Origin of the sequence: Bacteroides sp. AM16-13 (assembly GCF_003602705.1) — a bacterium.
Classification (GTDB): Bacteria; Bacteroidota; Bacteroidia; order Bacteroidales; family Bacteroidaceae; genus Bacteroides; species Bacteroides xylanisolvens.
Window position 1 is genome coordinate 49293 of the sequence record NZ_QTLK01000006.1, and the last position, 24606, is coordinate 73898.

General features: G+C 42.7%; 17 protein-coding genes and 1 tRNA gene. 2 read left to right on the forward strand and 16 right to left on the reverse strand.

Annotation, left to right across the window (positions count from 1 at the left end; genetic code table 11):
* Positions 1 to 172: 172 nt before the first annotated feature.
* The 15 genes from DW173_RS06145 to DW173_RS06215 all read right to left on the reverse strand — a co-directional run bounded on the left by DW173_RS06145 (position 173) and on the right by DW173_RS06215 (position 23477).
* Entirely contained in the window at positions 173 to 2662 is a 2490-nt protein-coding gene (locus tag DW173_RS06145) for a zinc-dependent metalloprotease (protein WP_120144023.1), read from the reverse strand.
* A gap of 16 nt (positions 2663 to 2678) precedes the next feature.
* Positions 2679 to 4106: a RagB/SusD family nutrient uptake outer membrane protein gene (locus DW173_RS06150; RefSeq protein ID WP_008026052.1), complete on the reverse strand. Its 1428-nt coding sequence runs from the start codon at positions 4104 to 4106 to the stop codon at positions 2679 to 2681.
* Between the two features lie 22 nt (positions 4107 to 4128).
* Complete coding sequence (locus DW173_RS06155) at positions 4129 to 7722, reverse strand: SusC/RagA family TonB-linked outer membrane protein (RefSeq protein ID WP_120144024.1); 3594 nt, start codon at positions 7720 to 7722, stop codon at positions 4129 to 4131.
* A 19-nt stretch (positions 7723 to 7741) separates the two neighbouring features.
* Positions 7742 to 8809 carry a FecR family protein gene (locus DW173_RS06160; RefSeq protein WP_120144026.1) on the reverse strand — a complete coding sequence of 356 codons (1068 nt, stop codon included), beginning with the start codon at positions 8807 to 8809 and terminating at the stop codon, positions 7742 to 7744.
* Positions 8810 to 9451: 642 nt separating this feature from the next.
* Positions 9452 to 9967, reverse strand: a complete 516-nt coding sequence (locus DW173_RS06165; protein ID WP_008026044.1) for an RNA polymerase sigma factor — start codon at positions 9965 to 9967, stop codon at positions 9452 to 9454.
* Positions 9968 to 10062: 95 nt separating this feature from the next.
* A complete protein-coding gene (locus DW173_RS06170) occupies positions 10063 to 11529 on the reverse strand; it encodes an ATP-binding cassette domain-containing protein (RefSeq protein WP_120144027.1) in 1467 nt (488 codons plus the stop codon).
* A gap of 117 nt (positions 11530 to 11646) precedes the next feature.
* Positions 11647 to 12090 carry a VOC family protein gene (locus tag DW173_RS06175; RefSeq protein ID WP_008026041.1) on the reverse strand — a complete coding sequence of 148 codons (444 nt, stop codon included), beginning with the start codon at positions 12088 to 12090 and terminating at the stop codon, positions 11647 to 11649.
* 60 nt (positions 12091 to 12150) lie between these two features.
* On the reverse strand, positions 12151 to 14292 hold the full coding sequence (locus DW173_RS06180; RefSeq protein ID WP_120144029.1) for an alpha-glucuronidase family glycosyl hydrolase: 2142 nt from the start codon (positions 14290 to 14292) through the stop codon (positions 12151 to 12153).
* Positions 14293 to 14585: 293 nt separating this feature from the next.
* The gene (locus DW173_RS06185) at positions 14586 to 15563 is read right to left on the reverse strand and encodes a glycoside hydrolase family 43 protein (protein ID WP_120144030.1); all 978 of its coding nucleotides are present in this window, start codon (positions 15561 to 15563) and stop codon (positions 14586 to 14588) included.
* Positions 15564 to 15785: 222 nt separating this feature from the next.
* On the reverse strand, positions 15786 to 16922 hold the full coding sequence (locus tag DW173_RS06190) for an endo-1,4-beta-xylanase (RefSeq protein WP_120144032.1): 1137 nt from the start codon (positions 16920 to 16922) through the stop codon (positions 15786 to 15788).
* Positions 16923 to 16951: 29 nt separating this feature from the next.
* A complete protein-coding gene (locus DW173_RS06195; RefSeq protein WP_008026033.1) occupies positions 16952 to 18436 on the reverse strand; it encodes an MFS transporter in 1485 nt (494 codons plus the stop codon).
* A 21-nt stretch (positions 18437 to 18457) separates the two neighbouring features.
* The gene (locus tag DW173_RS06200) at positions 18458 to 20104 is read right to left on the reverse strand and encodes a sialate O-acetylesterase (protein WP_120144033.1); all 1647 of its coding nucleotides are present in this window, start codon (positions 20102 to 20104) and stop codon (positions 18458 to 18460) included.
* 444 nt (positions 20105 to 20548) lie between these two features.
* Positions 20549 to 22555 (reverse strand): type I pullulanase, encoded by a 2007-nt coding sequence (gene pulA, locus DW173_RS06205; RefSeq protein ID WP_120144035.1) that lies wholly within the window; start codon positions 22553 to 22555, stop codon positions 20549 to 20551.
* A gap of 56 nt (positions 22556 to 22611) precedes the next feature.
* The gene (ruvC, locus tag DW173_RS06210; RefSeq protein WP_087322446.1) at positions 22612 to 23178 is read right to left on the reverse strand and encodes a crossover junction endodeoxyribonuclease RuvC; all 567 of its coding nucleotides are present in this window, start codon (positions 23176 to 23178) and stop codon (positions 22612 to 22614) included.
* On the reverse strand, positions 23175 to 23477 hold the full coding sequence (locus DW173_RS06215) for a DUF4286 family protein (RefSeq protein ID WP_004312687.1): 303 nt from the start codon (positions 23475 to 23477) through the stop codon (positions 23175 to 23177). Before DW173_RS06215 ends, ruvC begins: the two co-directional genes overlap by 4 nt.
* Positions 23478 to 23593: 116 nt before the next feature.
* Here DW173_RS06215 and DW173_RS06220 point away from each other — a divergent pair.
* Positions 23594 to 23667: transfer RNA gene (locus DW173_RS06220), tRNA-Ala, on the forward strand.
* 42 nt (positions 23668 to 23709) lie between these two features.
* Positions 23710 to 24336, forward strand: coding sequence for a hypothetical protein (locus DW173_RS06225; protein ID WP_120144037.1), 627 nt, complete (start codon positions 23710 to 23712; stop codon positions 24334 to 24336).
* A gap of 20 nt (positions 24337 to 24356) precedes the next feature.
* Here the strand turns inward: DW173_RS06225 and DW173_RS06230 are convergent, their stop codons facing one another.
* A complete protein-coding gene (locus DW173_RS06230) occupies positions 24357 to 24569 on the reverse strand; it encodes a hypothetical protein (protein WP_004312688.1) in 213 nt (70 codons plus the stop codon).
* Between the last annotated feature and the right edge of the window lie 37 nt (positions 24570 to 24606).

The following is a 24606-nucleotide window of genomic DNA, read 5'->3' on the forward strand; positions in this document are numbered from 1 at the left end:
ATAAAAAAATACCCTCCTCTAATTCTAAGCTTGCATTATGGATGATGATTCATCAAAGCAAGGTTATCATTAGAGAAGAGTAAGTCTGTTAAAGTAAAAAAGAGAGAGTTTATATATACAAGAAAATCTGTTCTACTTTTCTGTTCTTTTTAAAAAGTTCCACTGTTGAAGTCTACACATCAGCATTTTTTCCATAATAGGTTTCTTTCGTTTTTTTGATGTTTCGCAGCAAAGATGAATAGTGGCGATAGTTCATATCTCCTTCCTTACAAGCTGCCAACTGTTCCTTTACATGCTCTTCAATCTTGTCCAGATGTTTCTCCATAAAGAGTTGAATATCAGAACGGGTGACTGTCATATTCAAACTTGTATTATCTTTCTCATTAGGTTTAATCACACGCCCTACAAACGACAGATAAGTCCGGTGTGTTTGACGACGGAAATTGTTCTCCAACTCATTAGGATCGTTCAACGGTTTCCATACAGCGACAAATACGTCATTCAAATACTCGTCCAGTGAATACGGTTCGGGTACGCTGAAGGAAGTTGAATAGATATTGTGAAGCATTCCCGGCGCAAGCAACAAAGCTAACGCAGAACTCTGACGGTCGCTAATTTCATCTACCGCTTTCAGGCCTACACGACTTACCACTTCGTCCGGATAGAGCCAGAGGGGAGCTACGAACAAGTTACGTCCCAACCATTCAACAACCTCTTTTTGTATACTACGCGGCACATAATCACGCCCTTTGCTATCCGGCACATTTTTGGTATAACGGCCTCCGAGGTTTTTCTGTACTTGCAGCGTATACTTCAGGTATTGGACGCGAACTGAATTATAGATAGTATTCAAGTCGTCATACTGACCGTCGGGTTGCGCCGTCCAAGTCAGAATATTCTCCATCACTCTTTTCAGATTCTTGATACCATATTCATTAGCCTTCATATTATTGTCGCCCAAATCTTCGCTTTGGCTGCGCGGGTCAGAGCCTTTTCCTTCATCACCGATAAACAATAAACGATGGTCTCCTTTCAGTTTCTTGGTAACTTCGGCACGTAATGCCGCTTTCTCTTTAAAGGGGTCTTTAAATTCCGGACGATATTGATATCCCCATTTTATAGCCCATTTATCATAATCGCCAATGCGAGGGAAAAGTCCTTTTTCTGAAATCCGGTCTTCAGGCTGTGCCACATAATTGAATCGTGCATAGTCCATGATTGATACCGTATGACCGTTGGCTTCCACCCAGGCTTTATCACGTAACTTCTCTACCGGAGTAGCTGAACTGGCAGCCATATTGTGACGCAAACCGAGTGTGTGTCCTACTTCATGCGAGGAGACAAACTGGATCAGAGTTCCCATTAATTTGTCATCAAAGGTCATTGACTGCGCACGTTTATCCAAAGGTCCGCACTGCACCATATACCATTTCTTAAGTAGGTTCATCACGTTATGATACCAACAGATATGACTTTCCATTATTTCTCCGCTACGCGGGTCTACAATACGCGGTCCGTAGGCATTCTCTGTTTCCGAAGGCAAATAACGCAATACGCTATAACGTGCATCATCCAAGCTCATTGTGGGATCGTCCGGCCACTCTTTGGCGATAATGGCATTTTTAAATCCGGCTGCTTCAAAAGCAACATTCCAATCGTTCACACCGGCTTTAAGATAAGGGATCCATTTCTTGGGTGTCGCCGGGTCTATATAGTATACAATAGGGCGTTTCGGTTCAGTGAGTTGTCCCCGACGATAACGTTCCGGGTCTTTCGGTTCCAACCGATAACGCTGAATGATAGCTCCACGCGATGTGACTTGCTGTTCATCAGAGAATTCTGTCACCGGATTCTGAAAAAAGCCGACCCGTTCATCTGCCAGTCTCGGCTGCATCGGCTCTTTAGGCAACATTACCATACTGGTATTCAGTTTCACAGTCACTGATCCTGTTGCCGCAGCCGGCAGTTTGCCGGAAGTTATGTTGTAAGTACGCAAAGTTACTACTTCCACATTAATAGGATAGGTCTTTATAGTATCCATAAATGTACGATCCTGAACTAAAGAACCAATACCAAGAATAGAACGGTCACTTGATGTAAAGCCACAGGTCTTGTTATCACTTAAAAGGAACTTGGAGACGTTGACAAGCTGTGCCCGGGTCTCCGGATTTCTACCGATAACATCAAACTTACCGATAACCGGATCTACAGTAGACTGCTTCAACGCCTCTGCTATCTTATCACCCGGGCGGGCAAACTGCGACTGTACATATTCACGTAAGAAGAGAGTTTTATCATTATGTTGTTCCCAGTAAACCACACTTCGGTTCACTTCTTCTCCACTAAGCATTTTAAATCCTTGCGGAACAGCTTTAAAGCGGGTAACAACCAATAACAATCGTCCCAATAAAGAATCCGGTACTTCAAAATACCAGTCATCTTTGATGTGACGGATCGTGAACATACCCTCACATTCACTTCCTCCATCTTTCAACAGTTTCTCGTAAGCGGTAGCCTTCTTGACAGTGTCTTTCTTGACCGTATCTTCATGAACTACCAGATTTTTGGTTCCATACTCCAGCGGAAGTTTACCACCGGCATACACTCCAACACATTGGAGTGTAAGGAGTATGTATGCCGCCATCATTAAAATTTTTCGCATCGCTTTTCTATCTATTTTATTCGTTAGTATTTAGTGTCAAATTGGGATTCTTCTCACGGGCAGCTACTGGGAACGGGATGATGTACAAACGTGAATCCGGTTTCAATGTATATATTTTCTGTTCTACGGTCGTAGTTACCAGCGGAAAAGTACGGGTAATCGTCTTTGCATAGTCGGCTTCCGTATTGAACCGTTTCAAATCCCAGAAACGGCTGAATCCGAAGAGCAACTCTTTACGACGCTCGTTAATGATTTCCTGCATCATCTCACGCTGTGTAGCCGGTTCCGGAAGCACAGCTTCACTTCCTTTGATTCGTTTTTCACGTAACTGATTCAACACTTCAACGGATCCGGACAAATCGTTTAAACGTGCCATCGCCTCTGCCAAAATCAAATAAACTTCGGCTGTACGCATACCTACAGCCATGTATTGAAACTTAGAATAGGTAAGGGCAGTGTTCCATAAAGCAGCTCCAGAACCCTCGTCAAAGTTATAGTCAAAATTACCAGTCGTTTTAAAAAACAAATTCATCCGTTCATCATTATCTCCGAAAAGTTGTACTAACTCCGGACTAATCATACCATAAGCAATAGACGGGTTTTCAGAATAACTACCCATATAAGCATAATTCAACACTTCCGGATTGCCACCTTTGGCATAAGTTGAAACCTTAGTCGGTCCCCCGACGGCATCCAAAGCTATATAATCTATCAAGGCATTGTTCCGTTTCAAAGATTCCTCCGCCGCATCCTTAGCCTTTTTCCAGTCACGGTGGAACAAGTAAACGCGTGCCGCCAATGCATAGCCGAATGCTTTCGACGGATGATATACATTCACCGGTTCTTCCTGCAGATAAGGTAACGCATCCTCGATATCCTTGATGATAAAGTCATAGACTTGGGCAACAGTAGCTTTGGTAGGAGTCGCTTCCAAGTCATATTCGCTGACAATAGCAATACCACCGTCAGTGGCTGCTGTCTCCGGATTGTAGGCTTTAGCGAATGTATTCACCAGAATAAAATGATCCCACGCACGCATAATTTTTGCTTCCGCTTTAGCCAGTTCCTTCACATCCTTGTCACCTGTACTATGATCTACCAATGAAATCACGATGTTAGAGCGTAAGATGTATTGATAACAGTTGGCATACAGATTATTATCACTTAATTCTTTACGATCGGCATCCTCATTAAAAGTCATATTGATTCCATCAGAGGAAAGATATTCCTTGCCGATAATATTCGATTCTTTTGACCAGACATTATCACTCAACAAAGCAAAAGACGACGGATAATAACTCCGGTTCGGCAAAGCCACCAATTCATAATAAGTCTCGGTAGAGTCCACAGTCTTCTTTCCTGTAGGGGTAATATCCACGTAATTCTCGCAAGCTGCAAATCCCAAGATAAGCAGAACCGACAATATATAAAGCAATTTACGCATATCCTATATTCTTTTTAATAAATTAGAAACTTGTTGATAATCCGATAGAATAAGTCTTGGGTGAAGCCATGCCGCGTGTGCCGCTGTTCAATCCGTAGCTTTCCGGATCAATGTCGCTTCCTGCCTTACACCAGGTAAACAGGTTGTTCACTTGCAACTTCAAATTCAATGAATTAAGCCGGATTTGACGGCAGATACCAGACGGCAAACTATACCCCAGACTCAAGCTACGCAATTTCACATAACCAGCATCTTTCACATTGATATCACCATATTGCCACCAATCCTGGAAAGTACTTGCGTAAGTTTTAACCTTTGTGGGCATATCAATATACATACGTACATTTGCATCCGGCGCATCCGCACTCCAACGGTTGGTTATGTCTTTCAACGTCTGGCTTCCCACCTGGTCACTCATACTTACCACACTATTACGCAGTTTGTTACCGCCTGCATACACAAAGAAAGCATTCAAGGCAATTCCCTTGTAGCTAAGTCTCAAGGACACTGCTCCATTGAATTTCGGAGTCAGCGAGCCAAGATTTACAAGATTCTCAGTACCTTTCAGTGACGATCCGGTAGTAATATTGGCAACCGTACCATCCTCGTTGAACGTCACCAGGTCATTCCCATCTTTGTCCACCGCTACCGGATATCCATTTTCAATGCGGTCGATACGGTAAGCCCAAAGCGTATTATAACTGGTTCCTTCCATAAAGTAGTTCTGCGGGCTCATAATGAAACTTGTCGAAGTGTCCGAATCACTATGATCCACCTTTAACATCTTGTTCTTGTTATGGGCAAAGTTGAAATCAACGGCAAAGTTCCAGTCCTTCTTCCTGATGAGATTGGCAGTAAGAGAAAATTCGATACCCCGGTTACGCATCTCACCGTTGTTCACTACACGTGATTTAGCTCCCAATGTAGGATCCATGTAGCGGCGTACAAGCAAATCAGATGAGTGGCGGTTGTAATACTCCAAGCTACCATTGACTAAATTATTGAAAAGACGGAAATCCAGTCCCACATTATAAGTGGCTGTTTTCTCCCAACGGAGTTTCGGGTTCGGAAGATCATCATCATCATAAGTCAGGTATGTCGTCTTGATCGGATTGCTCTGGGTCTTCTGCTTTACTACAAAATAGGTAGTCGAACTCTGATCCACATTACCGTTGATACCATAGGTCATACGTGCTTTCAGGAAGTCGAGCCAAACAATATCTTTCATAAATGACTCTTCCGACATAATCCAGGACGCACCGACAGACCACAGGGGATGACGCTGGTTACGGATATCAAGTCCGAACAAGTCCGCCTGATCCCAGCGGATACTTCCGGATACATTATAACGGGACAGATAAGAATAGCTTGCATTGGCATAAAAAGATGCATAACGATGGCGTGATTCTTGCAACGTAGGCGACAGGCCACTCAAAGTAATCGTATTGCCGGAAAGTGCACTGGTTCCTACACCGTCACGGTATGCCTGCCAATCTATAATGTCAGAAGTCAGTGTCTGAGGATCGTATCCATACATTAATTGCCGGGTAGGTTTCGGAATCTTATTTTCCCTGAATTCAAGTCCGGCAATGGCGGTTACTGCATGGTTCTTCCAACTTTTGTCAAAGTCTATCTGATTACGTACAGTATAACGGTTACTGCTCAACTCATTTTGAAAGAACCGTCCGCCTTTCGGCATTGCCGAATTTCCATTCGTATCAATCATAGAATTGTACGTCATACGCATCAAATAGGAGTCCTCCGCATCAAACACTTCACTCTTGCTATGATTCCATTCATACTGATACATGAAGTTATATTTAAACATCTTCAGGAATCGTGCCTGCAAACTGACAAACGGGCGGATGCTGACATTGCGTGATTTGGTACCGCCTTCACCCAATGCGTCAAGCACATTGAAACCAAATGTTTTATAAGGTGAAACACCTTCCGCCTTGCTCACGACACTGCCATTGTAAGCTCCACCCGAATATCCGCTTACATTCACATAAGGAGAATTATAACGGTTACCATCGGCATCCATTATTCTTTCATAACGTTGTTGCATAGTGTAACTGGTAAACAGGGTATTCGGTGTATCGCTACTTCCCAGACGGGCGTCCACCCCGGCATTCACATTCAACCAACTGGTTATGGCATAGTTCGACTTATAATACAAGGAGAATTTATTCCTTTTATCATTTATCGTACGCCCCTTGTCATTTTCATAATTGAACGAAAGGAAGTGATTGTTTTTTCCGACTTTCTGCGATACGGACACATTATAACGCTGAGTTACAGCCGTGCGCCAAGCATTGTCACGATATTCTTTATAATAGTCATTATTACGCCACTGATTCAATGTAGCTTCGACTTCATTATTACTTAGTGTACCATTCTCCCGATCCAGATAAAGTTGGAACAACGGATTATAGTAGCCTGCCTTATAGCTGGACAAAAAACCGGACGCACTGCCTGATTCGGCTACATTCGCATCAAACACATCTGTTTGATAATCAATAATGTCGCTTGTAGAAGCCAGGTTCAAACTATTGAAATTCGGTTTGCTGGTGATGAACCAATCAGCATTGATATTCACATGCGCACCCTCTTCTTTAGCCTGTTTGGTAACTACCACAATAATGCCGTTTGCAGCCAAAGCACCATAAATACTGGCTGCCGCCGCATCCTTCAAGACAGTAATACTCTCTACATTATAGGGATTTATCTCACTCAGGGTCAAGTCAGTCGGCATATCATCCACTACGATTAGCGGATGTGAGCCTACATCATTCGAGAACGTACCTCTACCGCGAAGGATAGGGCTCATATCCCCGTTATTCGGATTGATATCCATACGCAGGCCAGCTATTTGTCCTTCCAGAGATGACGCCAGGTCAGTATGCATCTGCCTTGTCAGTTGTTCGGAATCTATAAAGCCGAAAGAGGCAGTAGAGCGTTCACGGCTAATGCGCTGATAACCCGTCACTACAACATCTCCCAATTGCTGTTTATCTTCATGCATAATCACATTGACATGAGTACGCCCTTTAATAGATACCTTTTCAGTTTGCATACCGACAAAAGAAACTTCCAATGTGTGAGTTTCCTCCATCACTTTACAAGTGAAATTTCCTTTGATATCGGAAATAGCTCCAAACGGGCTGTCGATTCCCCGGATATTCGCACCTGGCAACGGTTCCCCTTTTTCATCCACTACCCGCCCTTCGATGTTCCTGACTTTACGAGTAGTCGATGCAGGCTTCACTTTACGGACAGTGATAAAATGTTGTTTCACCTCATATTCAAAAGGTTTCCCTTCCAGTATTTTCTGGAGTGCCGCCAAAGGTGCCAACTGATGTATGCTTACGCTTACCCGGTACGCTCCGACATCTTCACTAGGAAAATTCACCTTATAGCCGGACACATTGCTAAACTGCTTCAAAGCCTCTCCCAATGGCGCTTCCTTTAGTTCCAAAGAAATCAATTTGCTGTCCGTATTTTGTGCCCGTCCATGCAGGGCAATTACAAACATCAGCAATAAGAAGGCGGCTTTCATCCATACGACCTTTCTCATTGCCTTTTTGCGAGACAATGTAATTTGTTGCTTTTTCATAAGAGTTGTATTTGTAAAGTTATATATGTTTAATCGTAATAGTCCCGTCCTGATATTCTACACGTACTTTTTCCAGTTTATTCAGAAGTTCCACCGCCTCGTCCAAATGAGCGTTGCGGTTCGCCCAAAAGTTCAGGCGGATATTGTATAGTTCCACCCGTTCAAAGTCGACGTTCACGTTGTACCATCTGCCCAGAGAACTCATAATTTCTTCCAGTGACGAATCTTCAAAATAGAACATTCCTTCTGTCCATGCCGTATAGGTAGCTATGTTGACACGCGATATTTTCTCTTCTCCGGTTTCCGTATAAGTCAAGTCCTGTCCGGGTTGAAGTACTACGGATGAAAGGCTGTTCGTGTTGGTCACTTGCACTTTTCCCTGCACCAATGTCACGTGGCGGTCTTCTGTTGTGTATGAACGTACATTGAATTTAGTACCCAGCACATGGGTATCCATGCCGTCGGCACTTACGATAAAGGGACATTTTTCATCCTTTGCCACTTCAAAACAGGCTTCTCCTTTCAGCTCTACCCGTCGTTCCTTCCCGTTGAATGCGACAGGATAGCGCAGGCTACTTTCAGCATTTATCCACACTTTAGTCCCGTCGGACAGTACCAGTAAGAAACTTTTTCCACGTGGTGTAGTCAACGTTTGGCAACAGGTGGTATCCGGCGTCAATGTTTTCCATTCTTTGATGTCCATCACACTGTCTTCCAACAGTTGTTGTTCATGATGGCCGTCCATTTGCAACATCACATGTTCTCCACTGACAGTTGCGGCAAAGAATCGCACCGGTTCCTCTTTTTTTATAAAGAAAGAAGGAAGTAAAGAAGGTATAAGAAAGGCCAAAACCAAAACGGCAGCCACAGCAGAAGCCGCTACCCAAATACGTGTTTTCATTTTTGCCTTGCGTCTCCTATCCAAGCTTTCACGCATCACAGCTTCCTTGCAAGCCATCAAGTCGAGAAATAGTTCCTTGTTTTCAGGTACGCTAATCCACTGGTTGAACTCTTCCGTCTCCCTTAGTCTCGGTTCCTGTATCGCACGCAATGCATAATCTGAATTCTGGTCTGGATTTTCCATCATAATAATCAACTGTTTATCTTAATACGTAGAGCCAACCGAAATTAATGACACCTATGAGAGATTTTTTTTCTTGATGGAAATTCAGAAGAACAAAAGATGAAGCCTGTATACCAATGACGATAACACACAAATGAACTATTCCAACGGTTCACAGGCTTCACCATTGAGATGAACAACTATAAATCAGACATTTATGGTGAAGGGAAGCAGAAAAACAAAGCAAACAACCCTTCACATCCTTCACCTCTTTTTTCATATGCTATGAGCTAAAGTAAATATGCTATAAGCAAAAAAGAATATGCTATAAGCAAAAACAAATTAGCTTATAGCAAATGACCCGTTGGGTATTAACTTTTGAGTTATCAAGTATTAACTCTTGAGCTATAAGGTATTAACTCTTGAATTATCAGGTATTAATACCTTGTTTACAGGAGATATATGCCGTGCGTATTGGACATATAGATCCAATATGCTAGACATATAGATCCAACACGTCAGACATATATGCCCCACAAATCCATATAAGTGCGTGAAGGATGTGAAGGGTTATTTACTTTGTTTTTCCTACTTCCATTCACCATAAATATCTGATTTATAGTTGTTCAGCTAAAGTGTGAAACAAGTGAAGAGCAGGATTCAACATTAAACTGTAATAAGTAAAAAGACACTCAATCGTTTACGGAGTATTTTTAAAGCCCGGGCAATATGGGTTCTGACTGTATTATCACTGATATTTAATATTTCACTAATTTCCGCACATTTCTTTTCATTCAGAAAAAACTCTTCCACTACTATGCGCATTTGCGGCGCCATCTGGCGGATACTCTCCTGCATCCGGTCTATTTTATCTTCGTAGTCCCGATACTCTTTGGCAGTCCAACCGCTATAAAGTTCTTCCAAGTATCTTTCCGCATTCCGGTTCACTACATTCTGATGACGTATGTGGTCAATACAACGGTTTTTCACCATGACATAGAATAAAGGCAGCAAATCAGTCTTCCCTTCAAACTGCTCGCTGTTTTCAAGTACTGAGCAAAACACATCACTCAATACATCCTTTGCGCTTTCTCCGTCATTCAGCAGATTGTATGCATGAATATAGAGCTTTTGCCAATATTTCCTATACAATACAGCTATGGCATTTTGGCTACTATTCATATCTTTGTGGTTACTTTTTGCATTTAATTAAGCACAAAGATAACCAAATAACACAAAAAGCAATCAATTCATTAAAAAATATTAGAAATCATATTCTAATATATTAACGTATCATTTCTTTTCAAGAAGATGCGGTTTGTAATCGTATCCGGAAGTTCTGATTCATAATGTGTTACCATAATCATCGTCTTATCTTTACGTTTACAGAAGGCTTCGATCACCTTTTTGACCCGACGACGATTGTAAGTATCCAATCCATGAAGCGGTTCGTCCAAAATCAGTAATTCAGGATCTTTGACGAAAGCACGTGCCAACAGAGCCAGACGTTGCTCCCCACTGGAAAGCTGCAAGAAAGGTTTGTCTTTCAAGTCGGCAATGCCGAATATATCCATCCACCACTCACATACAGCCATCTGCTCCGGTTGGGGGCGTTTGTACAGTCCGATACTGTCGTGCAGTCCGCTGGCTACGATTTCAATAGCCGGCAAGTTTTTGAGATAAGCACGATGCATCTCGGGACTTACATATCCGATGTGTTTCTTGATTTCCCAAATACTTTCTCCAGTTCCCCGTTTGCGTCCGAAAAGGCTGATGTCGCAAGCGTATGATTGTGGATTATCCGCACAAACCAAACTCAATAATGTAGACTTTCCTGCACCGTTCTCCCCGCTCAACGCCCATTTCTCCCCACGATGCACTGTCCAGTCCAGTTCGTTCAGAATAGTGCGGTCGCCATAGCGGATACTTACCTTATTCAGTTTCACCACTTCGTTCGAGTCATAGTTGTTGCCGTCATAAGGCAAATCAATAATCCGTTTCTGCAATTCATCGAAAGAAGTAGCTGCGTCTCTGTTGCGGAAAGCAGTCAGGTAGGCTTCGCGTTCCATCTTGGAAAACACTTCCATTTTATCAACAGGGATAACATGAGTGATAAAGGAAGGTATATCATCCATCATGGAAAGCACCAGAATAATCTGGACGGACGACATTTTTGTCAGACGTTCGAGCAAAGAGAATAACAATTCGCGGGTAGGCGCATCCAGTCCGATAAACGGATTATCCATTATCAGAACGCGGGGGGCTGTCAACAGTGTCTTTGTGAGCTGGAATTTACGCAGTTCACCACTTGAAAGAAGGATTATCTTTTTATCAAGAAGAGGTTCGATGCGGAAGAGCTCGAACAGTTCATTTTTCAGTTGTTCGTCTTTAATCTCTCCCAACATTTCGCGGACGTCCGGCGTTTCATCCTGGTCGTGCGCATTCCAACGCTGTTGGTAGTAATAATTGGCATCTGCCGCTCCATAAGTATCACGGAACGCGATATATTTCACATTATCATAAACAGTTTGAGTAGCGGAAGGGGAAAAGTCATACTGGAGTGTTCCTTCACGTAGCGGATATTTTCCGATTAATGTATCTACAAAAAGGCTCTTGCCACCCCCATTGGGACCTACAATGGCTATGTGTTCGTTCGCTCCGATAGTTGCCGTGATAGGTTTGGCTAAACGCACAAGCGGGTTGCGTGCTACGCCCCCCGCCATGCAGAATGTATTTTGGCTCATATTCTTATATTCTGTTTTATTTTTGACCGCAAAGGTAACAATTTTATCACAGAATAAGCACTTTTCTTGTCTATTTACAGGAAAACCGTATTAAAAGTTCCTTTTTAGCAATATCCCTTATTGAAATTTCTTATCTTCTTCGAGAAGCTCCTGGCTAAATTTCTCCGGCGACAGAGGGGTAAAGAGTTCTATAAGATTTTCTTCGGGGTCGCGCAGATACAAGGTACGCATCCCCCAATCGGGCATATCCGTAGGTTCACTGATAAACGTCACGCCTTTGGCTTTTAGGGCGGCAAAGGTTTCGTCTACGTTATCTACATAGAATGAAACCATTAATTTTTCACGCATCGCAACGGGTTGCTGCTTATCTGCATTGCCTACCGAAGGTGCCATCCAGTCGGATACAAAAAGGGCGAAGCCTTCTATTCCGTCGGCTACTTTAAAACTGGCGTATCCGCTATTTTCATCTCCCCAAGCAGGTTCTAGTCCGAGTTGTTCGGTGTAGAATTTGAAACATTTGGCGAAGTCCTTCACTAATAATCTTACGTTGCTGAATTTCATTGTTTACTGATTAATGGTTTGTTATTTGTTTCTTATAATCAAGATACAAATATAATCATTCTATCGGGTAAATCCGTAAGGCGGACATTCAAAATTAGTGATATTCAGTTTGTATTCCATCATATCTTTCAATTCATGCACCGGACGTTCCAGTTCATAAGGTATCGGCTGCTTGCTGAATTGCTGGAAATAGAGCAAGCAGGCATCTTTCCACCACACTGCGTCACGTGCCTGAATCTTCAACCGGTGCTGTACGTCACGGAATCGTTCCGGGTCGATGTATTTCTCCATAGGCGCCCATAACTTCTGGAAGTTTCTGGTTTCTTGCACCCCACGATCATAAGCATAGCACAACTCTGCCCAAAGTGTACGCCCGCTCTTCATCCGATGATTCCAGAGAACATGGTGAAACCAAAGAAGCAGGTTTTCGGGACAGGTGTCTACATTATCCAGTTGTTCGCATAAAGGAGAGTGATATTGTGCGGTCGCATTGCTCCCTTTGCTGCTGCGGTCGAATCCGATACCGCCGTCATCTGCCCTATGGTAATAAGAAGGCATCCAGTCGGGACGGGCACCGGGAATATCACACCAAGGCTCGGGCCCGTAATGATGTCCCCATGCAAAGATGTGATGCAGTCCTAACGGCATCATATAATCTACTACTGCTTCCCTCGACTCTTGGAGAAGTTGAGAGTTGAGAAGGGAGAGTTGAGAGTAAAGTTGTTGTCTCTCTTTGGGAGATATTTCATTGACGGAATTGCGGGATGGTTGTCCGGCAATAGGAAGGAAGGTTTGTTTCAGCCACTCTTCGCCTATCTCTTCGGATGAAAGGGAATGTTTCCAGGCAAGACGCCCGAAAGCATACCAGTTGGCTTGCGCAAAAGGATGTCCGCACCAATTGATGTCATCACCGATATTGGTGACACCGGCAATAGCCGTCAATGAATGGGGGAACAAGGAGCCGTCCGTCACACGGGCGATGGTAGAGCCTGCGCCTTGTACGTAAGTGTCGCTGTCCAGACATTCTTTCCACATGGGAGCGAGAAAAACGAGATGGTTGGAGAATCCCAGATATTCCTGTGTTATCTGAAATTCCGGCATCACGGGTGTTTTCTTCATGGCTCCGAATAACGGGCTGAACGGTTCGCGGGGCTGGAAATCAATCGGGCCGTTCTTTATCTGTACAATCACATTGTCGCGGAACTTTCCGTCCAAAGGTTCAAATTCAAGATAGGCTTGTTTGGCCCGGTCGCTGTCCGTGGGCGAGTAAACGAAAGCACGCCACATGACGATGCCGCGATAAGGTTTCAATACATCGGCAAGCATGTTCGCCCCTTCGGCATGAGTACGCCCGTAGTCACACGGTCCGGGTTGTCCTTCGGAGTTTGCTTTCACCAAAAAGCCTCCGAAATCGGGTATCAGCGAATAGATATCTTTGGCTTTTTTCTTCCACCAGGCAATCACCTCTTTATCCAACGGATCGGAGGTGGATAAACCACCTAAAGCTGCCGGGGAAGAAAAGTTAATTGAAAGATATATTTTCAAACCATAAGGACGGAAGATGTCTGCCAGAACTTTGACTTTCTGCAAATAATCATCAGATAGTATCTTAGGACTTGCATTGACATTGTTTATCACAGTAGCATTAATACCGATGGAAGCATTGGCACGTGCATAAGCTTCATAACGGGGAGAAACAACCGACGGGAGTTCGTCCCATTTCCAAAGCGAATGTCCGGCATAGCCACGTTCGATTGTACCGTCTAGATTGTCCCAATGATTCAAGACGCGAATCCGGTAATCCGGTTTCTCGGAGATATTTAAAGACTTCAATGTTGATTCGGATAATTGCCCGGTGGCTTGCAGACGAAGCAGATGATAAGTTCCGTAAAGTATTCCTTGCTCACCGGAAGAATTGATTGTCAGATGGTTACCGTCTTTAGAAGCGCGGATGATGTACCCGTCATTTCCTAATGCACGCAGTTCCTTATTCTTCTGTATTTCCAGCGTTATGGGGATTCCTCCCTGCCAGAAGTTCCGCAATTCGGAAACGGCGATATTTAATGTGGGAGACTGTTTCTTATTCATTATTATTGCTTTTGCTCCCGTTGAATAACGAAGCCACAAAGCGCTCCCATCTTCTGCATAAACAGAGAAAAAGCTGAAAAACAGGACAAATGTCAATATAGATATAATCCTCATAAGTAATAGTTCAAAATTCGTTTCACGAATGGGTATTTAAGGGTTAAATGGGAATTTAGCAGTTAGGCTGAAAGCCTTACAATTATATATTTATTGGGGTGCCCTGAAAGGGCTTAATTATATAGCGTAGGGCAACGCCCTACGAAAAAAACACACCAGCCACAAGCCCTGAAAGGGCGGAACTGTATACAATTATGCCCTTTCAGGGCGCAAATTCATTTTTACGTAGGGCGTTGCCCTACGCTATATAATTAAGCCCTTTCAGGGCACTCCGCAAAATAATCATTTAGCGACTATTCATCCAATCCTTCAATCGTGATGATTTTTCCATCAGCATCGTATTGCAGTTCACAGACTTTTAAGCTGCGAAGCCAGGTTTTCCCTTCGGAAGGTACGCAATCGTGATGGAACAGATACCATTTTCCTTTGAACTCAACAATAGCATGATGAGTAGTCCATCCCACTACCGGAGTCAGGATAACTCCCTGATAAGTAAATGGTCCGTATGGGTTGTCACCTATCGCGTAACAAAGTAGATGGGTATCGCCTGTAGAGTAAGAGAAATAATATTTCCCATTATACTTATGTACCCAGGAAGCTTCGAAGAAACGACGTTCTGTATCTCCTGCTGTCAGAGGTTTACCGTTTTCATCCAGAATGACTAACGGACGCGGTTCTTCCGCAAACTCCAGCATATCATCACTCAAACGAACAACACGGGATGGCAAAGCCTCCTCCTCTCCTTCGGGTAAAATGGCTGATTCCAATGCTTTATTATTCCGGTAACGTTGAAGCTGTCCACCCCACAGTCCGCCAAAATACATATAATAATTACCATCTCCATCATTCCAGACAGCCGGATCAATGCTGTAACTTCCTTTCATCGGGTTTGCTTCCGGAACAAAAGGTCCGTATGGTTTATCGCTCACAGCTACTCCGATACGGAATATGTCATTTTGGTCTTTCAATGGAAAATACATATAGTATTTGCCGTCTTTAAAAGCAACATCACAGTCCCAAAGCTGACGGCCCGCCCAAGGAATATCTCCTGTAGAAAGTACAACCCCATGGTCAGTAATCTCTCCATTCATTACATCATCCATAGAATACACATGGTAATCTTTCATATTGAAATGATCTCCATTATCATTTTCGGCAATACCACTCTCCCAATCATGCGAGGGATAAATGTAAAGTTTGCCATCAAACACGTGTACGGCAGGATCAGCCATATAATCACCGGGAACTAAATATCTTTTTTCTGTTTTCATGGTTTTATTCTTATTGCAACAGTTCTAAATTAATTTTATAAATGGGAATTTCTATTTCACCACAGAGGACACGGAGGACACAGAGGTTTAATCTTTTTATTCACTATAGAATAACACAGAGTCTCACGTAATCGTATATTTATCGCTCTGTTTTACTTACGGAAAGAGAGAGAAGAGCTCTGTGTCCTCCGTGTCCTCTGTGGTGAAGTGAACTCCAAATGATCATTTCTGCATAGCCTCTTTTATAATCAAATCAACTACCGGTTTCGGCTGATGATTGCGGTCGAAAAGCAATGGATAATCCGTACGTCCTCTCATCGGCCAGTCGTTACGCCACGAATCCTGATCGGCTACTCCCCAAACAGTAACTCTTGTTATGACATCCTGATGTTTCAGGAACAGACGGAAGAAGTCATTCATTCTCTCTGTCCATGCTTTTGATACTTCTTCCGGTAATCCGTCCGAATAAGGATTCATCTCTTTTTTATATTCAAAAGATGCCGAGACTTCCGCACCAACCTTGGGGTCGGGTGATGGCAATACAGTCAGATCCAATTCTGTTATCATTACCTTCACTCCCGCTCCGGCAAAGGCAAGCATACTTTCTTCAAACTCGCTGATTTTCGGATAGTCCATGCCGATGTGTCCTTGCATCCCCACCGCATCAATACGGATACCACGTTTCTTCAAGTCTTTCACCATCTTCACAACTGCAGCTCTTCTGCCTGGTTGAGCCATTGAATAATCGTTATAATAAAGCTCTGCATCCGGATCGGCCTCGTGTGCATATTGAAAAGCCAATGGGATATATTCTTCACCTAGAATTTCATAAAACTTAGTCTTACGATATGCACCATTATCTTCAATCGCTTCATTCACTACATCCCAACCTTTAATACGGCCTTTGTAACGCTTCACAATAGTGGTGATATGATCTTTCATCCGTTTCTTCAATACTTCCGGAGGCACATTTTTGCCATTCTCATCCACGCAGAACCAGGGAGAAAGCTGCGAATGCCAAATCAACGTATGTCCTGTGATTGCCAAATGATTTTTCTCTCCAAAAGCAACAAATTCATCTGCCTGTGTGAAATTATAACGGTTCTCCTTCGGATGCATTTCCTGACTCTTCATACAATTCTCTGCTACAATAGCATTAAATTGTTCCTGAATTACGCGCACTCCTGCCTTATCCCGACCGGATGCTTGTCGTGTATTCACTGCTGTTCCTATCAGGAATTTATCCTTCAAAGCTTCTTTCAAAGTCTTTGTTTCTTGTGCAAAAGCTACCGAAGTACTAGTTATCAGGGCTACAGCAGCCAACAAAGAAACTGCGGTTGTTCTTATCGAAGTCTTCATATAGTCTATCTATTAGTTATAGTTATTAATCAATTGTTTTCCAGACGGCGTTTTGCCAAATCGTCCTGAATATGCTCATTCAACTTCTTAGAAATAGGATAAAAGAACAAAGCAATTACTCCTACAAAGAAAGTGATGGCAGGAATCACGCTGGATGTCAAACGGATACCGAAAATAGCGTTTTCCGTCTGCACTGTATTAGATACAAAACCGAACGAATCGACAATCGCACCGCAAATAGCTCCCCCTATACCTAGTCCGGCTTTCAGGGCAAAGACTACACCTGCAAATACAAATCCTGTCGCACGACGATGGTTCACCCATTCTGAATGATCGGCAACATCTCCCATCATTGCCCAAAGCAATGGAATAGTAGGTGCGTATGCCAAACTCTTCAAACAGTTAATAATAAAGATCGTACTTATGTTTGTCGAATCTACCACAAAAAACAGGGCTGTAAAAAAGGCTGTCAGTGCCAGGCAGATCAAAAACACATTCCGCTTGCCAAAGATATTGGAAAGAAATCCGGAAAGCAATATTACACCCGCCAAAGTGATAACCTGCCCAATCATATTGAACAAACTGAAACCTACAGCAAACACATTACTATGATCGGGCTGCGCAATCAGTCCGAAAGCATCAAGGAAAGTGTGCCACATACCATAAGTTTCTCCTTCTATCCGTACTAATCCAAAATTTTGCAAGAAATCAAAAAGGGCTGTTTTATCTACGAAATAATTAAAGTAGTAAGACATACTGCTGCCCCACATAGCCAATGTCGTAAACAAAAAGAGAGTTAAGATAAACATCGCTTTCCATGGACGGCTGCTTACGATATCTTTAAAATCCTGTTTCACGGAAGTTTTCTGACCTACGGGAGGCGTGATACGCTCTTTGGCAGAGAAAAATGTAATTACTAAAAGAACAACTCCGATGATGGCAAACAGGGTAATTGTCAGGAACCATCCACGTTGATCGTCGCCTTGCCCGAACTTGGAGACTAACGGCAAAGTAAGCCCCTGCACAACAAAAGTGGCGATTGTAGCTGTCACAAAACGGACGGACGAGATACTGGTACGTTCTTTGATGTCACTTGTCATCACACCACCCAAAGAGGCATACGGGGTATTATTGAAGGAGTAAATAGACATTAATAGGGTATAAGTGATACCTGCATAAATAATCTTTCCACGCTCACTCAAATCGGGTGTCGTAAATGCCAGAATGAAGAATACGGCAAAAGGAATAGCTGTCCACAACAACCAAGGACGGTATTTACCCCAACGGGTATTGGTTCTGTCGGACAGGATACCTACCACCGGATCGACAAACGCATCGAAAATACGTGCGACCAGCAATATCATACCTGCTGCTGTTGCTTTGATTCCAAACACATCTGTATAGAAGAAGAGTTGGAACATCATCATCATCTGGAAAATCAGGTTCGCCGAACCATCACCTAAGCTATAACCGATTTTCTCGGCCATCGACACTTTTTGAGTCTGTGTTTTCATGGTACTAATCTCTTTTTTAATTTATTTGACTCTTTGTTGAAAGACTGCTTGGGACACACGTTGTCCCAACGTCTTTTTATCCAATGGATGGATATCATTCCATTCTCCTAAATCACCATTTTTAATTAGAGTGACATTTTTATTTGTATTGGCTACTTCTGCCTGCACTTTCCTGAATTCTGCCCAGGCAGCACGCCCTCCTTTATCTTCGGGTGAGAGGAAATCCGCCAGTTCAATCACATAGAAAGGCATATCAGGTCGGTTCCAATGCTGTCTCCAATCCGCAATCATCGCTGTCAACAAGTCTTTATACTCATTTCTGCGAGACACATTCGATTCACCCTGATACCAGATAATACCAGATACCGTATAATTCAGCAATGGGGCAATCATAGCATTATAAAGTCCTACGGGTTTATAATGGAAAGCAGTCTGTCCCGGAGCAGCAGGCATGGGAGCGCCGAGGCGATATTTCCAATTACCTTCGAGACTAATCTCCGATTCTCCTTTTTCCGGCTGGCCTTTTCCGAAAAGTATCTTATAGGGTTTCTCTTTTACAAAATGAGGGAAACCGCCATAACTGAAAAGACGTATGGTTATCGTGTTTTTTCCAGCTTTCAACAATCCGGCGGGAATGGTATAGATACGTGGTGGATATTGATAAGAAACAGTTCCCACAAACGTACCGTTTACATAGACGGAGTCTGCATCTACGATGCATCCCAGGCGAAGAGTTGCCTTCTCTCCCGCTTGTTGCCCGGACACTTGAAAATCTTTACGGAACCAATGGGAACCATTGATTGTATTCAATCCGTTAGTAGCCCAGCCGGAAGCAAACAAATCAGTCGGTGTCCAATCACTGTCATCATAGCCGGCAGCATACCAAGGGATGGTTTCATGCATTCCTTTATCTCCCTGATACAGTGCTACATTCCAGGCACGGCTTTTCTTGCTCTCTTCTTTTTTCATTGATTCTACCAAGTCATCTGATTCGTAGATACGTTTTTCGTTCAGATAATAAGGAAAAGGTTTCAAACCTTCCTCACTGATCCACGCTTCTACCGGTGAACCTCCGACACTGGAGTTTATGATTCCTACCGGAACCTTTGTTTTCTGATAGTAATCTTTAGCAAAGAAATAAACCAAAGCAGAGAAAGACATCACATTTTCAGGAGTCATAGCCTTCCAAGAGATTCCCGGAATATCTGTCTGCGGGGCATGAAAGTTATACAATAGAGGAGTTTTTATATAGCGTACAATCGGATAATCATTGTCCGCAGATATTTCATCCCGAAAACGGTCTGTAACCCGTGAAACAGGTAATTCCATATTCGACTGACCGGAACATACCCAAACGTCACCCACAAGAATATCCTTCAACTCTATATCATTAATAATCATCGTGTAAGGACCACCAGCTTTCAAGGCAGGCAAGATCACTTTCCAGTTGCCTTGCGCATCGGCAACGGTCTTATATTTCTTTTTTTTGAAAGTTATTCCAACAGCTTCATTAGGATCAGCCGTTCCCCAAATATTGACAGGCTCCCCACGTTGAAGCACCATTCCGTCGGAAACAAGAGCGGGAAGTTTAACCTTTGCTTCACCCAACAGAGCGAAGCAAAGGAACACAACTACTAACCCAACCTTATAAAACCAATACTTATTCATTATCCATCTTTTCTTTTATGTCTTTATTAGTAATCCGGAAAGAAAAACACTCCATCCTGAATTTCACTTTGCAAACTTAGGAAGTTTCTCTCCGCTTACCCAAAGATTTTGATTCAAATCATTACTCGCTTGTTACATCATCGTTTACGTATGTTACAAATACTTGTCGTAATGTTACATCCCAATTAAGATTGCCGATGAATAGGAGGAAAATGAAGGATTTAGAAAGAACGGATTACAGTAGTTATTGTTATTCATTCTATCTATTTAAAGATGATAGAAATGCCGGAAACCAACGTTGAGTTGTTATATATGCTATAAATAAAAAGTGCCGACTAACCAGCCGGCACATGATTTCATTTGTTCCATCAGACTGAAATAGGCAGCCAGTCTACTGCATGAAAAAAACTTGAGTATCTTGGAATTGTAGTAAACAGGAAAAAACTACTTGTACATAATCAACGCAGACTGACCGGGAACAATCACCTCCGGTCCGGTTTGCGTACCCAATCCACGCACATCTATCACTCCATCTTTACATACTACCGTATATTTACCAACAGGAATTTCCAGTCGTGCAGGAGTCGTACGGGAATTAAAGGCTACGATAATATCTTCCCAGCTATCTCCATTCGCACGCTCTTTGAGGCGAAACGCAATCAGGTTTTGCCCTTCAACCGGAAGGAACTCCAGATGCTTCCGGACCATTTCTGCATTTCCCATACGGAAAGCCGGATGAGACTTACGAAGATCAATGAGTCGTTTATAGTACGTGAAAATATCTCCATTCGTCGTTTTGCGTCTCCAGTCAATGGCATTGACGGCATCCGGACTCTTATAACTATTGTCTATCCCTTGTTTATCACGCATTACTTCTTCACCTGCATAGATAAAAGGAATTCCCTGTGAAGTTAAGACTACCGTTTGTGCCAGTTTATCAAGTCGAACCAACTGTTCGGGAGTAGCTCCCGGCATACTTGCCTTCAATCGGTCTACAAGACACAAACCATCATGACAGGAAACATAACTAATCATCTGGGTAGGCTGTTCCGCCCACGGCTTCTGGCTATAGTTTACGGAATCACAACGTACTTGCGGATGCTTAATAGCTCCAACAATTCCGAATTTTACACTCATTTCTCCCCCCGGCACTCCGGCAAGGAAAGCTCCTTTGTCCTTCTCCCATACAGGACCACAAAGTCCATCGCGCAATTCATCCGAAAACACAGCAATTCCGGGCATGTGGCAAATATTTCCTTTCATCGCCAATGAATCTGCCGGATATTGAGGAGCTTCAGCCGCCCAACCTTCTCCATAAATACAAATAGTAGGATCGACTTTGTTGACAGCCTTTCGAATCTCGTTCATTGTTTCAATATCATGTACCCCCATCAAGTCAAAGCGGAAGCCGTCAATATGATATTCTTTTATCCAATAAAGAACGGACTCTATCATGAACTTACGCATCATAGGCCGTTCACTTGCTGTTTCATTGCCACACCCTGAACCATTTGCCAATGTGCCATCCTCTTTCTGACGGTAAAAATAGCCGGGAACGGTACGTTCAAAATTACTTTCAAGTGTATTAAAAGTGTGATTGTAAACCACATCCATTATCACGCGTATTCCAGCTCTATGCAACGCTTGTACCATCTGTTTGAACTCTTTCACGCGAACAGCAGGCTGATAAGGATCGGTTGAATAAGAACCATCCGGCACATTATAATTTACCGGATCATATCCCCAGTTATAGTGATTTTCATCTAATTTTGTTTCGTCGATAGAAGCATAATCAGAAGAAGGAAGAAGATGCACATGTGTCACTCCCAGTTCTACCAAATGGTCGATACCTGTTGGTTGATTGCCGGAATTCACCGTCCCATGTTCAGTCAGTGCAAGGTATTTGCCTTTATTCTTTATTCCCGAAGTAGAGTCGACAGAGAAGTCACGATGATGCATTTCATAGATAATCATATCAGCAGGAGATTTCAGAGAAGGACGTCGGTCACTCTCCCACCCCTCCGGATTGGTAGTCTTCCAGTCGATGATAGCTGCACGCTTTCCGTTCACTCCTACAGCATGAGCATTAATCCCCGGCGTGTCACCCTGCCATTTATCGTTGATTTTTACATTGAAAGCATAGTATTTGCCGAGCAGGTCTTTATCTACAGATGTCGTCCAGGTTCCATTCTCACCGAGTTCCATCTTTACTGTTTCGTAAGCATGTCCGCCTTCTCCGGCATCATAGAGCATCAGGCGCACCTCTTCTGCTGTTGGTGACCAAAGGAAAAATTTGGTTGCCAACGGCGTATATTCCATCTCTGTAAGGCTTCCCATACGAACCGGATATAATTCAAAAGAAGTATATTCCTTCTTCGTTGGGGAACAACTCATCACTGTTGTCACTGTAGTCACACCCAATATCGCTAAATAATTATTTCCTATCTTCATCCTAAACCTCCCCCTATGCTACACACCATATCTATCCCCCCATAAAATTAAATGCTTTATTTCACCTTATCCGGATTCTTCGCTATAAAATCCTTCCAACTACTATACCCTTTTTCCACTGCCGGTCTCCCCATTTGCAGGAAATGACAATAAGCCGCTGCCAAACCATCTGTTGCATCCATAAAAGTAGGCATATCATCTTTTGAAAACCGTAGCATCCTTTGCAGCATATCCGCCACTTGTTCTTTTGATGCCTGCCCGTTTCCGGTGATAGCCATTTTTATCTTCAAAGGGGCATATTCGGTGATTGGAATATCCCGGCTCAACGCTACTGCCATTGCTACCCCTTGTGCACGACCTAACTTCAACATCGATTGCACATTTTTTCCGAAGAAAGGTGCTTCAATAGCCAACTCATCCGGTAGATAACTTTCAATAATACTCAATACCCGTTCATGGATATGGCGAAGTTTCAGATAGTGATTGGCAAATTTACGCAAGTCGATAATCCCCATCGCAATCATTTCGGGTTTGGTTCCCCTCACCCTTAGAACCCCGTATCCCATGATTGTCGTACCGGGGTCAATCCCCAGGATTATCTTTTCTTTTACCGGTTGAATCACTCTATCACCTCCATCAAGGTCGGAAATCCGATCACTTTATCTTTAAATATTTTTACCAGTTCGTCATTCAGTCGCACCCCCTGTTCCAAATGCCAGCGATGTAATAACCCACTGCTTTCTACCTCCCATTGCAAAGAATACGCACTTCCTTCTTCCCTATGACTTAATATCCTGCAAATACGCGGTGCCTTCAACGCACCGTGTTTCTGTACTTCAGGGATATAACTCTCTTTTATCCAAATCATGAAATTGTCGTGAACGTCATCGTCCACTTGAAAAGTTGTATTATAAATCAGCATATCTTAATTTCATACTATTATTTACCGCAAACATAGCAATTATTTCAGAATAATGCATTATATTTGCGGCAACAAAAAAGGATTCGTTTACAAACGTTATCATATAAGACAAAAAAGGGGCGTTAGCTCATCTGGCTAGAGCGTAACACTGGCAGTGTTAAGGTGATCGGTTCGAGTCCGATACGCTCCACTTTTTTCTCTCCCAACTTTGAACTTTAATAGTGTACTGGACATGAAAATCACAAAATTTGTCACTATTCTTCTAATCATCCCATGCTTAATTTCCTGCTACGGGAACAAGTCTTCAAAAACAACACAATCAAACAATGCAGACTATGATATACGCCTCAATGATAGCACAGCAGCAGTAAACGCAATGCTAGAAGAAGGGAACGCTGATGGAGAAAAAATAAATGCTTTTTTAGACGCATATATGTCTAAACATCCTAATTGTTTCAACAATGACATCCAAAGGAAAAAAGCAGGAAAAGAATTGCGTTCTTTATTAGAAAAGGAACTTGAGAATAACCCTGATTTCCTTTCTGATATAGCAGTCAGATTCGCTTCTATGGATAAAGTTAAAAGTACCGATAATAAAGGATATAAATATCTTATATCCTTTACCTGTAGCAGCCTTCAAAAAACCGGAAAGTATAATATTTCTTTCAGAATTATAACGGCTTTAGATGAGGAAGAAGCTTCCAATCTTATTGATAATCAGAAGTATTATATTCAAGGAAAATTCATAAGTCTTTCCGAAAAGGAATCGATAAATATTAGACTAGATGTATTTGATGACAAAACAATTGAGATAGGGAGTATTTTTATCAAAGAACCTATCGTTACTCCGGCAAACTAAAGAAAAAAAGAAAAGGACCTTTACTCAAGGTCCTTTTTTATCACTTCATCCATTTCTTTTATACGTTTCTCGCGGTCTTTAATAGGACCGTCTTTCTTGTCATTCTTGAATACGTCATCCGCACGGTCGGCAACCTCACCGCTCCATTCTTCAAACTGGTCCTTGGCCGGACGGCCATTCGGTTCGATATTTTCTTCGGCTATCGAATCATGCCTGTTAATCATATCATCCATAAGTTCTCGTTTTAAAAGTTTATGGCTATATGACAAT